The sequence below is a fragment of the Pseudofrankia sp. DC12 genome (assembly GCF_000966285.1).
Lineage (GTDB): Bacteria > Actinomycetota > Actinomycetes > Frankiales > Frankiaceae > Pseudofrankia.
Genome location: NZ_KQ031391.1, coordinates 1,224,791 through 1,236,250, shown reverse-complemented (window position 1 = coordinate 1,236,250; position 11,460 = coordinate 1,224,791). Strand labels below are relative to the sequence as shown.

Here is an 11,460-nt window from a genome sequence, read left to right as displayed (position 1 = left end):
TCACCCTCCGTACACCACGCCGCTGGACGTGACCGAAGCTCCGACTACTCCTTCGTGCTATCCAGATCGCCGGGTAGCCCTTGGTCTACCCGGCTTTCTAGGACCCGCAGCTGCTGTCCTTTCTGGGATCGGAGAAGTTCGGATGGACAACCAGTTCGAGGGCCGTTGTGCGTCCTGTTCCGTGATGGTGCATGCGCAGGGTGGTCTACTCCGAGCGGGCCCCGAGGGATGGGAGGTCCTCTGCGCCGCTTGCCGTGTCGACCAGATCGCTCCCGGAGCTGGGTCGGCGGATTCCGGACCGCAACCGCCGCCGGCCGGATGCGCGGCCACGATCCGCGTACGCATCCTGGGTATGAAGAGACTCTGCTGGAAGTGTGGTGAACAGACCCTCTGTGTTGTGGGCCTTTATCCGAAACAACCAGCCCGCGGGTACCAACGGCTGCCCACCACGGACACCGACGAGACGATTGCCCTGGCCCAATGGCTGCTGCGGGTCGAAGGGCGGCCGGAGGTAGCAGAGACGATCAAGACCCGGTACAGCCAAACCGTAGGAGGGACCTACCTCGCCAACACCTGCCGTCACTGCGACGCCCTGCAGGGCAACTTCCCAGTGCAGGAGGAGGTCTTGGCCTGTCTCGCGGCGACTGGGCTAGGCGGCCTGGAGACGTTGGTGGAGGCCGACTGCCCAATCCGGCAGTGGCAAGCCGTGCTGCGCGAGAGCGGCTTCGTGATCATCTAGCGGGCTTCGGGCGGCGCGACCGCCGTTCGTGTGATGGTGACGGCGCCGTGGCTTCGGACGTCGCCGTTCGCAATGTTCTTCCTGAAATCTCCCGACTGGGGCCTGTGCGCCGCACTCCGTGGCAGGAGTCCGGCGCGTCTGTACGGGTGGTTATGTCCTGATGTAGGCGCGTCTCCTGCGGTGGACGGATTCGGCGAGGCTTGCAGCGGTTGGTGGCACCGGTACCGAGGACCAAATTCCAGATTCGCTGCAGGGCTGCCGACACCGCGGGCCAGCGGGTTGTTCCGCTGCAACCGGGGAGGCGTACATCGGGCGTCGCTCGCAGCGTTACGCCGGCGCGACCTTTATCGAGCCCGCCTCGACCATCGAGGCAGCCAAAGACCCGTGCCGGATCGTCCGTGACTCCGATCCCAAGAGCGATCTCGGCGCGATCAGGCGGCTACTCACCGAGCGCCGGCTTCGTCCTGACATTGATCGCGGATCCGCCTAACCGGGGACCAGTCCTCCCTTTGGCGCCGCAGCGCCAGACGGCGACCCGCGCCGCGATAGCGACCGTGCACGATCACCCCAAGGTTCTCGGGTGCCAGCCGCTGGTGGGCGCTACGCGCGGACTGAGATGACCATGCGCGGAGCGTGCGGGGGCGCCCGTGACAGGTGAGAGCACGATTTGCCGCGGCCCCCCCGACCGCCGGGCCGTTGCCGCCGGCTTGGCCAGCGGTTGCGGCTGACCCGGTCCCGGGCCCGGCCGTGCCGATTCCCGTCTTGGCTCGCACGGCGCGTCCGACGTGGTCCGGCTCGGTCATCACGACCCTCATCAAGAGGGCCATCTCGATCGTCATCGCGAACGACATCCGCGCAGCTAGCGGTCAGTCCCGCCCGGACGACCCGGCCTGGGCACCCGGCGCGGCCGGGTCGCCGATGGGCCTCCGCAGCCCTGACGAACGCGACGCTCACTTCTCTATCGCCAGATCATGCACGGCGCCGGGAGCGCCAGCGCACTCGCTGCCTCACCGCCGACGCTGGCCGCGGACGCGCAAGTGCCGGGCCGGCTTAGGCGGAGGTACGTCCTCGCGTCACCCCTCCAGCCGACGACCTCTTCGCGGCACAAGGGTGCTGACAAGGTCTCCGCGAGGACGCCGATGAGGCTGGGTCCGCCGGCCGTTACCTGTCCTCGACTGTTCCGGGCCGCCTCGCTGCGGCGAGGGCTGCGCCGGTGTCGTTGGCGGTGACCGAGTCTGTGGCGATGTCCTCGGCGGTGACGGTTCAGATGGCCTTGGCGGTGACTCTGGCGCTCATCGTCCATACCAGTGCGGCGCCGCGCGCCGTTCGTCGACAGACAGGTTCAGCTTCCCGGCTCTTGACTGGCCCTCAGACGGAGGTGCCAGGACGGCTGCCGCGGTGGGGCCTGGCGACTGGCGGACACGACGCGGCGCCGGTCGGGTCGGGCAGACGAGGAGGCGACCGCGATGGCAGAACTTGGCGATGAAGCGGAGCGGCTGTGGACGGTGCCGGAGCTGGCGCGGTTCCTGCGGGTTCCAGTGAGCACGGTCTACAAGTGGCGGACCACCGGGGACGGGCCGAGGGGCATCCGTGTTGGCCGCTACGTCCGTTACCGAGAGCGAGATGTCGCCGCGTGGCTCGCCGCCCACTAGGACGTGACGTAACTCACAAATACGACCGAACCGGGCGCGGCTGCGGGGCGTGGTCCACGCCCCGCACCGGCCGACCCGACCGCCGATCATGGTTCCCAAAGAGCGGGGTTTCTGCGGGACGATCTTGCAGTCAAGATCGTCCCAACATGAAAAAGCCCTGCGTAGCAGGGCTTACGGGTGCGCCGCCAGGGATTCGAACCCCGAACCCGCGGATTAAGAGTCCGCTGCTCTGCCATTGAGCTAGCGGCGCATGTTTCCTGAGGTCGTGCAGATGCTGAGGCCGTACAAATGCCGAGGTCTTGCTGGTGTCCAGCAGGTTTCCCCCGCGTCGACGTAGGAGACTCTACCAGCTCGCGGGGCGGATGGTCGGGGTGGGCCCACTCGGAACCCGCAACGACGCCCGCCCGATCGGTCAGGGTTCGCGACGATGCGTCACGGGAGCCACAACCACGGAACGGCGCAGGTCAGGCCTGCGCGCGCGCCCGGGATCGGCGCTCGATCCCGCCGATAGACCGCCGTGTCCAGCCGGCCGATCCGCGCCAGGCTGGACCTGGGGCAGGACCGCGGGCCGCCGCGCGACGACGGCCAACGCGGAGAGCCGCTCGCATCACGGGCGGACCGGCCCGGGAGACCGACAATGGGGGGCTCCGACCGTCGGCGACGAGGGGATCTGCGACGACCATGGCTCCGCCTACCTTTCTTGACCATCCGGGGCCGATCGCGTTCGCGCATCGCGGTGGGGCCGGGCCGTGGCCGGAGAACTCGTGGCCGGCCTTCACGCACGCGATCGCGCTCGGATACCGCTACCTGGAGACCGACGTCCGGGTGACGCGGGACGGAACGGCCATGATCCTGCACGATCCGACCCTCGATCGGGTGTCGGATCACACCGGTCGGCTTGCCAATCTTACCGCTGCTGAGGCAGGGCGTGTCCGTCTTCACCCACCGTCATCACGACCGGGCGCGACGGAGCCCCCTCCCGCCACGGTGACGACCGCGACCACGAACGGCTCCAATTCGACCGGCAATGCCACGGCTGCCGCAAGCGACGCACCGACGGACCAGGCTCAGCCGAGCTCGGCGGGCGGCGAGCCGATCCCCAGGCTGGACGATCTCCTGGACCGCTGGCCCGACGCGCGATTCAACCTCGATGTGAAGGAAGCCGCTGCTCTCGAGCCGACGATCGCCGCGCTGCTCCGGGTGAACGCGCTGGGTCGGGTCTGCGTCACCTCGTTCGACGACGGGGTCGCTCGCGAAGCGCGCCGCCTGGCCGGCCCGAACCTGTGCCTCGGCGCTGGCATGTCCGCGATCGCCGTCGCCCGTCTGTGGAGCTTCCTGCCATCCTGGCTGGCTGTCGGCCGCTCGAATGGCGGACGGTCGTCGGACGGCAGCAACGGTCGAGGTCCGGCCGATGGCCGGGAGCCCCGAGAGCGCTCGCCGAGCGAGGAGCTTCAGGACGTTTCGGTCCCGCGGAGCGCCGAGCCTAGCGGCTCCGCTCGCCCGGACGGCTCGGGTGCAGATCGGCAGGGCGCGCGTCGGCCGCGCGGCCTCGTCGGGCGCGACGTCGTCCAGGTGCCGGTCTCGTTCCGGTCGGTCCAGGTCTGCGACGCCCGGTTCGTCCGCTATCTGAAGACGATCGGACTCCCGGTCCATGTCTGGACCGTCAACGACGAGGCGGCGATGGAGGCGCTTCTCGACCTCGGTGTGGACGGGCTCATCACCGACCGTCCCGAGGTGCTACGTACCGTCCTGCGACGCCGCGCCCTCTGGCCCGCGACCTGACCAGGAACCCGCGCACCAACCGCGCGCCTGCGTGGTCCGCCGTAGGGCGAGCCGAACGATCACTACCCCGGCGGGCACGGGCACGGTCCGCGCCTGGTAGTGAATCTGGCGCTGGACCGGCAGCACGATGACCGGCTCGGCGCCGTCGCAGTAACCCCAGGCGTCGGCCGGGGCGAAGATGAGATGGGGGGAACGGTCGTTGAGCAGGTTCGGCCGACTGTTGCTGCGCTGGCCGCCGAGTGCCCGGTCAGTGCGGTAACGGCCGGCGAAGCGGCACTGCGTCGGCAGCTCCGCGCCGCCTTTCCATTCGACGACGCCGTACAGCGGGGTGTCGATGCCGCCGCCGTCCCGGATGGCGGGCCAGGCCGCCGGCCGCCCGGCCGTCGCGCCCGGTACGTCAGCGTGTTCGTCCGCAGGCGGACGTTCGCGATATTCCCCGAGCTGCGGCTCATCACCGCGATGGCGCCGTCCCATGACCCGACGCGCGGCTCGCATCCAGCCGACGGCGACGTGCCCCGTCTTATGCACGGTGGCTACGAGTTCGGCGGCCGGGGAGCCGGTCCGCGTGGAGGGACGGTCGGCTTTGGTCGCGAGCCGCGAGGAGACCGGCCAGGATCGAACCATCCGGGGACAACCGGGAGGGAGCAGCCGTGGCCGTGGCCGCGAGAGGGGACGACGACGTGACCTTGGCCAGGCCGCTGACCGCGCACGGGGCCGGGAACGAGGACTACCTCGACCTGATGAAGAGGATCCTCTTGAACACGATCTACCAGGACCCGCCCGTCTCCCGAGAGGGGGCGTCGTTCGACGGCGACCAGCGGGCCGCCGGCCTGGACTGGCCGACCCTCGCGCACACGATGGTGGGCCGCGCCCGGCTGGACAACGTCCAGGACTGCGCCGCCACGGCGATCGTCGAGGACATTCCCGGCGACCTGGTCGAGACGGGGGTCTGGCGCGGCGGGACGGCGATCTTCATGCGCGCGGTCCTGCGGGCCTACGGCGTGACCGACCGGCTGGTGTGGGCGTGCGACTCGTTCGAGGGGATGCCGGTCAGCGGGCCGGACAGCCACCCCAGCGACCAGGCGGCCCGGCTGCACCTGGCCAACGCCGTGCTGGCCATCCCGCTTGAGCAGGTGCGGGCCAACTTCGGCGTCTACGGGCTGCTCGACGACCAGGTCCGGTTCCTGAAGGGATGGTTCCGCGACACCCTGCCCACCGCGCCGATCGAGCGGATCGCGGTGCTCAGGCTCGACGGTGACCTGTACGAGTCGACCATGGACGCGCTGCACAACCTGTATCCGAAGGTCTCGCCGGGCGGCTTCGTGATCATCGATGACTACCAGATCCCGGCGTGCCGGGAGGCGGTCCACGACTACCGCGCCGCCCACGGCGTCACCGCGCCCCTGACGCGGATCGACCAGTGGGCCGTCTTCTGGCGCCTCCCGGGACCGGCCCTCGTGGAGCGGAATGACGGCGGGCGTCGGTAGTGGAGGCTGATCCGAAACGCACGGAAGTTCCAGCGGCATGGTGCCTGTGTGGTGCCCGCACGTGCCGGAACTCGGTCTCAGGCCGTTGAGCTGGGATGGCGCTGGCCCGCCGGTAGGGGCTGTCGCCGACGAGGACGCGCCCGCCGCGCCAAACGCCGCCCGCGCCAAACGCCGCCCGCGCCAAACGCCGCCCGCGCCAAACGCCATCAACGCCGCACGCCAATGACGCTGATCCCGGGCCCGCGTGGGCCCGGGCCTGCTGCGGACCGACATCCGTTCCGGTATAACTCGTGCGGGGAAATCGTCCTTCGCCCTGGACAGGAACCAGGCAGGCGGTTGGTTCTAATTGGGGGGGTCGGTGGCTGAGCTGCCGGCGGGGGTGAAGACCCTCGATGAGGGCGATCCGCGTGTGCTCGGTCCGTACCAGGTAGTCGGGCGGCTCGGCGACGGTGGGATGGGAAGCGTCTACCTGGCCCGCCGCGACGGCACCGGGCCGTTCGTCGCGATCAAGGTGATTCGCGCCGACCTGGCCCGCATCCCGGAGTTCCGGGAACGGTTCCTGCGTGAGGCGAACGCCGCGCAGCGGGTCGCCCATGCGGCGACCGCCCCGGTCGTCGACGTGGACACCGCGGGCAGCCAGCCGTACCTCGTCACCGAGTACATCGAGGGGCCCACGCTCGACGCGCGTGTCCGCGAGCGGGGCCCGCTGTCTCCGGCCGAGATCGAGTGGCTCGCCACCGCGGTCGCCACCGCGCTGCGCGCGATCCATGCCGCCGGGCTCGTCCACCGCGACCTCAAGCCGTCCAACATCCTGCTTTCGCCGTTCGGGGCCAGGGTCATCGACTTCGGCATCTCGCGGGCGATGGACTCCACCACCATGCTGACCGAGGGGACCATCGGCACGCCCGCCTTCATGGCCCCTGAACAGGCGCTGAGCCTCCCGGTCTCCGAGGCGGCCGACATCCACGCCTGGGGCGCCGTGCTGGCGTTCGCCGCCGCCGGCCGCCCGCCGTTCGCCGGCGACTCGCTGCCTGGCGTCATGCTCAGCGTCGCCTACGACCCGCCCGACCTGAACAACCTCCCCGACGCGCTGCGGCCCCTGGTCACGCGCGCCATGGCCAAGGACCCGGCCGACCGGCCCTCCGCCGCCGAGCTGTTCGATCTCCTCCATCGCGCCCGGCCGTCCTCGGCCACGGCGGCGCCCGCGGCGCCCGCGGCGCCCGCGCCCGCCGCCGTGGCCGGCCCTCGTCAGAAGCCTCCTGCCGGCCGCGACGCCAGCGAGGTCCACACGACCAGGGCCCCTGCCGTGCCCCAGCGCGCCCGGACGCCGTCCGTCAGCGGCGCCTCGTCCGGCGACGTTGTCGCGTCGGACGAGCAGGCACCGCCACCCCCGACACTCCTCCTGGGCCGGCGGCGCCGGAAGCGGTCCACCGTCGCGCTGGCCGCGGCGCTGGTGGTCGTGGCCGTCGCCGCGGTGACTGCCGTCGTCCTGACCAACGTTTTGGGCACCGGCTCGGGCGCTGCCGGCGCCGCGAGCGTCGCCCAGGACCCGAGCCCGTCGGCCGCACCCACGTTCGCGCTGCCCACCGGCGCGGGCCGGGCACTGGTCGGCCCCACCGACAAGGTGCAGTCCGTGGCGTTCTCCGCGGACGGGCACACGCTCGCCGCGGCCAGCACCGACCACAGGATCTACCTGTGGGACGTCACCCGGCCGGCCGCCCCCACCCTGCTGGGCCAGCCGCTGACCGGCCCCGGCGACTGGGTGTCGTCGGTGGCGTTCTCCCCGGACGGGCACACGCTCGCCGCCGGCAGCGACGACCGCAAGGTCTACCTGTGGGACGTCACCCGGCCGGCGGCCCCCACCCCAGTGGGCCAGCCGCTGGCCGAACCCGGCGACTGGGTTCGTACGGTGGCGTTCTCCCCGGACGGGCACACGCTGGCCGCCGGCAGCGGCGACGGCAAGGTCTACCTCTGGAACGTCACCACGGCGGGCGCGACGCTCCTCGGCCAGCCCCTCAGCGGTTACGGCAACTCGGTGCGGTCGCTGGCCTTCTCCCCGAACGGCCACCTTCTCGCGGTCGGCGGCTACCACCGTGACATCCAGCTCTGGGACGTCACCCAGCCGGGCAGCCCCGCGCCGCTTGGCCAGCGGCTCGCCGGACCAGGCGGCTACGTGATGTCGGTCGCGTTCTCCGCGGACAGCCGCACGCTCGCCGCCGGCGCGGACAGCGGCGGGCTTGGCCTGTGGGACGTCACCCAGCCCACTGCTCCCGTCCAGCTCGGGCCGCCGGCCGGCGCCGGCGGCGCGGTGCTGGCGGTCGCGTTCTCCCCGGACCGCAGCACACTGGCTTCGGCGGGGGACGACAAGGTCATCCACCTGTGGAACGTCAGCCAGCCCAGCGAACCCACCGCGGTCGGCCAGCCCCTGACCGGGCCTGGTGGAGCCGTGAACGCGCTGTCCTTCTCTCCGCGCAGCGGCACCCTCGCCGCGGGCAGCGCCGACCACCTCGCCTACGTCTGGTAAGGGGATCCACCGGACCTGGTGTTCATGACTCGGCTTTCCGCGGGTCCAGGTGGCCGCGTCCGTGGCCGTGTCTGTCACGCCTGACCTCGTCAACCAAGGGCTCGGGGGAGGCCGAGGTAAGGGGCGATCGCCGTCTCGAACCGGGTGATCTCACGGACCAGGTCGCCGGCGATATCGATCACGAGGATCCCGGCGAGGTGGAGGCGGCCGGTGACCGGGTCGCGGAGGTACTCGCCCCAGGCGGGCTGCCCGTTCGCACGAACCGGTGCCAGGTGGTCGATCCGCCGCAGCCGCGCGCGGACGGCGCTGAAGAACTGGCGGATGGCCGTGCGGCCGCGGTACTTGGACGGCAGCGGGGGCATCCGGACCCAGGCGTCGTCCGTCCTGAGCGCCACGAGCGCGTCGACGTCCAGGTCGGTGAATGCGGCGACGAGTGCCCGCTGGGCGCACAAGGACGCCGTTCGGGGCTTCGTGTTCGACGTGGCCCGGCCTGCTCAAAGAGATCGCCTGACCGGCCCGGGCCGGCCCACAGCCGGCCGGGGCGCCGACGGTGCTGGCCGACCTGCTGCAGGCCTGGCAGCGCGCTGGCCTGTCCGGCGCGGCCCGGCGCCGTCCCGCACGACCTGAACGCGATCACCCGCGACCTCGTCGCCGAGCCGCTGCGTCGCGGTGCCGTCCGCTCCGCGTACGAGGCGAGCGCGCTGCGCGGCCTGCGCGGCCTGCGCGGCCTTTCCCGGCTGGCCAGCCGGTACGCGGCCACTGCCCACTGAGCAGTCCCCAGCCCCGTCGGCCGCGATTCGAGGCTCGCCTGTCGAGCCGCGCGGTAGTGCCGAGGACCGACGGCTGGGAAAGCCTGAGCACGTCCGGCGCGCCAGACGGCCTGAAAGCCCTCGGCTAGGCTCGTTCCTGATGGCGCCTGACGGAGACGCAGTGAGACGACCGACCTGGCAGGACGATCGGTGACTGTCGACCGGGGGCGGGTAGCGAAAGCCCTACCTGGATATGTTCTGGGTGAACAGCTCGGGACAGGGGCGTTCGGGCAGGTGCTGGCGGGAACGCACCGCCAGATGGGCCGGCCCGTGGCCATCAAGGTGATGGAGGCCAAGGGCACGGTCGCCGCCGAGGCACAGGTGCTGGCCAGGCTGGACCATCCGCACGTCGTGCGGTCTACGACTATGTCGAGGACCACAGCCGGTGCCTGGTCGTGATGGAAATGCTGCTCACCCCATTTCGGCATGAACGGCACCACTCCGGTCAAGAAGTGATGGGGAGAACGAGGCGTGTCCACGCACACGAACGACGCCAGCGACAGTCAGCGCTCCCGGGGGCTTGTTGTTCCCGCGCCCGCCCGGTTGCTGGACATCGCGTCCGAACCGGCGCCGGCGCACGTCGACCCCGAGTTGCCCGCGCCTGGGGCGGAACCGGTTCGTCAGGACGCTGAGCTCGCCGTCCAGTGGGCCGCGGCGCTCGCCCGACAGGCTCGACAGCAGTGCGTGGACGATGGCACCGACGCCGGCGTCCCGGGCAGCCAGCTCGACGGCGCGGTCACGCTGCTCGACCGGCACGAGGCCCCCGGCTACATCGCCCACCTCATCGAGCACGCCCACTCTGAGGTGCTGTTCCTCCTGGCCGGCCCGGCTGAGCCGGAAGACCGCGACGACCGGCTGATCGAGGCCACGTTGCGCGCCGCGGCGCGCGGCGTCGCGTTCACCTCGGCCTGGGCGCCGGACCTGCTCGCGGCCTACGCGGCCAAGGTCGGTGAGCGGTTGGGAGCCGTCGGCGAGATCCACCAGAGCACCGAGCTGCCGACGCGGATGATCGTCGTCGATGGGCACACCGCCGTCCTGCCCATCGACGCCGACGACCTCACCCAGGGCGCGCTCGCCGTCCGGACACCCGCGCTGCGCCACCTCGTCACGGGCCTCATCGAGGAGTTCTACGACAACGCCGCGCCAGCCAGCCGCGGGGTGCGACCAGACGGTCAGGGGCATTGACCTGGGCGAACAACTTCCGGAGGCCGTGACGCGTCACGGCGTCGGCCGGGGCGTCGCCGCCTGCGCACGGGCGGCGACGCCAGCTGCTTCAGGACCGGTCACTCGCGCCACGCCTGGCGCGCGGGGCTATGAGGGTGGCGGATTTCCGGTGAGGGCGGCCTGTAGGAGGGCGCGGGCGGACCACTGGAGGGTGTCGGCGGCCTGGTTCCGGGTCAGGCCGGCGATGTCGGTGAGCCAGATCAGCGCTTCGACGCCGGCGGCGGCGCGGATCGCTACCGCCAGCCGGTGCAGGTCGAGATCCGGGTGGGTAGACGCCAGCGGAGCCAGGGCGTGCTCGATCCAGCCGATAGCACGGCCTTGGCGTAGCAGCGGTGGCGGTGCGTCGGTGGCGGGCTCCAGGGACAGCCGCAGTGCCGTGCGTAGCTGTGGTTCCCAGTCGAGGGTGATGCGTAGGTGGGCCTGTATCACCTGGTCCAGCCGGGCCAGCGGATCGGTGGGCGCGTCGTCGGGCAGCAGGGACTCGTGCTGGATCTCAGGGTGCGCCCCGAGCAGCAGGGCCCGTTGGTTGGGGAAATAGCGGTAGGCGGTGGTCCGGGAGATCCCGGCCGCGGCCGCGGCTTCCTCCACGGTCGGAGTCACCCCGTCCGCCAACAGCCGGCGGGTGGCTGACACCAACGCGTCGCGGGTGCGTGCCTTCTGCTGTCTGCGTCCCGCTAGCTCGTAGGGAACCGACATCCCATCATGGTACTGTCATCCCATGGGATCGAGGTCCCATGACGGGATGTGGATCCCGCAACCGGATGCGGATGACCGCGACGAGGGAGCTGGTGAGGCGACGATGTGCCTGGATCCCGCTGTGACCGACCCGGATCTCTACTCGGTGGTCTTCGAGAACGACCGGGTCCGAGTTCTGGCGTACCGGGACCGGCCCGGCGACAAGACCAGCCCCCACCGGCACCCCGACAGCGTGATGGTCACGCTGGCCGCGTTCCGCCGCAGGATCAGCGCGGGCGGCCGGCAGGTCGAGGTCGACCTGTCCGCTGGAGAGGCGCGCTGGCTCGACGCCCAACAGCACAGCGGCGAGAACATCGGCGACACCGACACCCACTCGATCTTCATCGAGCTGAAGGAACCCCGATCCACCGGCCGGCCCGCCGCCGCGGTCCTGGGCCCCAGCGGTAACTGAGCGGTCCCGCGGGCCTGGTCTCGCGGCGAGGGCCGGCGACCGGTCGGACTGATGCGCCCATGGCTGGGCGGCGGCGCGGAGATCCGGCGTGTGCGG

At 71.3% G+C, this 11,460-nt stretch carries 11 protein-coding genes and 1 tRNA gene; 8 read left to right on the top strand and 4 right to left on the bottom strand.

Going from position 1 to position 11,460, the window contains the following annotated elements; genetic code table 11:
* The first annotated feature begins 142 nt into the window (after positions 1-142).
* Both FRADC12_RS31995 and FRADC12_RS05125 read left to right on the top strand, forming a co-directional pair.
* Positions 143-739, top strand: a complete 597-nt coding sequence (locus FRADC12_RS31995; protein WP_198152774.1) for a hypothetical protein — start codon at positions 143-145, stop codon at positions 737-739.
* A gap of 1,466 nt (positions 740-2,205) precedes the next feature.
* Positions 2,206-2,391, top strand: coding sequence for a helix-turn-helix transcriptional regulator (locus tag FRADC12_RS05125; protein WP_045875771.1), 186 nt, complete (start codon positions 2,206-2,208; stop codon positions 2,389-2,391).
* A 178-nt stretch (positions 2,392-2,569) separates the two neighbouring features.
* Here FRADC12_RS05125 and FRADC12_RS05120 read toward each other — a convergent pair.
* Positions 2,570-2,641, bottom strand: a tRNA-Lys gene (locus FRADC12_RS05120).
* Positions 2,642-2,679: 38 nt separating this feature from the next.
* On the opposite strand from FRADC12_RS05120, the gene FRADC12_RS32830 reads away from it, so the two are divergent.
* Positions 2,680-4,173, top strand: a complete 1,494-nt coding sequence (locus tag FRADC12_RS32830; RefSeq protein WP_349305849.1) for a glycerophosphodiester phosphodiesterase family protein — start codon at positions 2,680-2,682, stop codon at positions 4,171-4,173.
* On the opposite strand, the gene FRADC12_RS05110 is transcribed toward FRADC12_RS32830, so the two are convergent.
* The gene (locus FRADC12_RS05110; RefSeq protein ID WP_198152773.1) at positions 4,129-4,647 is read right to left on the bottom strand and encodes a hypothetical protein; all 519 of its coding nucleotides are present in this window, start codon (positions 4,645-4,647) and stop codon (positions 4,129-4,131) included. The two genes, FRADC12_RS32830 and FRADC12_RS05110, sit on opposite strands and share 45 nt — an antisense overlap.
* A 182-nt stretch (positions 4,648-4,829) precedes the next feature.
* On the opposite strand from FRADC12_RS05110, the gene FRADC12_RS05105 reads away from it, so the two are divergent.
* Together FRADC12_RS05105 and FRADC12_RS05100 are read left to right on the top strand one after the other, a co-directional pair.
* A complete protein-coding gene (locus FRADC12_RS05105; protein ID WP_084011263.1) occupies positions 4,830-5,660 on the top strand; it encodes a TylF/MycF family methyltransferase in 831 nt (276 codons plus the stop codon).
* A 358-nt stretch (positions 5,661-6,018) separates the two neighbouring features.
* Positions 6,019-8,184 (top strand): WD40 repeat domain-containing serine/threonine protein kinase, encoded by a 2,166-nt coding sequence (locus FRADC12_RS05100; RefSeq protein WP_157488693.1) that lies wholly within the window; start codon positions 6,019-6,021, stop codon positions 8,182-8,184.
* An 89-nt stretch (positions 8,185-8,273) separates the two neighbouring features.
* Here the strand turns inward: FRADC12_RS05100 and FRADC12_RS05095 are convergent, their stop codons facing one another.
* Positions 8,274-8,636 (bottom strand): nuclear transport factor 2 family protein, encoded by a 363-nt coding sequence (locus tag FRADC12_RS05095; RefSeq protein WP_232303623.1) that lies wholly within the window; start codon positions 8,634-8,636, stop codon positions 8,274-8,276.
* 507 nt (positions 8,637-9,143) lie between these two features.
* Between FRADC12_RS05095 and FRADC12_RS29195 the strand changes: the two genes are divergently transcribed.
* Both FRADC12_RS29195 and FRADC12_RS05090 read left to right on the top strand, forming a co-directional pair.
* Complete coding sequence (locus tag FRADC12_RS29195; RefSeq protein ID WP_349305848.1) at positions 9,144-9,392, top strand: protein kinase domain-containing protein; 249 nt, start codon at positions 9,144-9,146, stop codon at positions 9,390-9,392.
* 72 nt (positions 9,393-9,464) lie between these two features.
* Entirely contained in the window at positions 9,465-10,178 is a 714-nt protein-coding gene (locus tag FRADC12_RS05090) for a hypothetical protein (protein ID WP_045875767.1), read from the top strand.
* Between the two features lie 126 nt (positions 10,179-10,304).
* Here the strand turns inward: FRADC12_RS05090 and FRADC12_RS05085 are convergent, their stop codons facing one another.
* Positions 10,305-10,913: a TetR/AcrR family transcriptional regulator gene (locus FRADC12_RS05085; RefSeq protein WP_045875766.1), complete on the bottom strand. Its 609-nt coding sequence runs from the start codon at positions 10,911-10,913 to the stop codon at positions 10,305-10,307.
* Positions 10,914-11,034: 121 nt separating this feature from the next.
* Between FRADC12_RS05085 and FRADC12_RS05080 the strand changes: the two genes are divergently transcribed.
* Positions 11,035-11,364 carry a cupin domain-containing protein gene (locus FRADC12_RS05080; protein ID WP_232303622.1) on the top strand — a complete coding sequence of 110 codons (330 nt, stop codon included), beginning with the start codon at positions 11,035-11,037 and terminating at the stop codon, positions 11,362-11,364.
* Positions 11,365-11,460 lie beyond the last annotated feature (96 nt).

Excerpts from the sequence above, each read along its gene's own strand:
- FRADC12_RS31995 (WP_198152774.1), top strand. The coding sequence starts at position 143 with ATGGACAACCAGTTCGAGGGCCGTTGTGCGTCCTGTTCCGTGATGGTG.
- FRADC12_RS05125 (WP_045875771.1), top strand. The coding sequence starts at position 2,206 with ATGGCAGAACTTGGCGATGAAGCGGAGCGGCTGTGGACGGTGCCGGAG.
- FRADC12_RS32830 (WP_349305849.1), top strand. The coding sequence starts at position 2,680 with ATGCCGAGGTCTTGCTGGTGTCCAGCAGGTTTCCCCCGCGTCGACGTA.
- FRADC12_RS05110 (WP_198152773.1), bottom strand. The coding sequence starts at position 4,647 with ATGGGACGGCGCCATCGCGGTGATGAGCCGCAGCTCGGGGAATATCGC.
- FRADC12_RS05085 (WP_045875766.1), bottom strand. The coding sequence starts at position 10,913 with ATGTCGGTTCCCTACGAGCTAGCGGGACGCAGACAGCAGAAGGCACGC.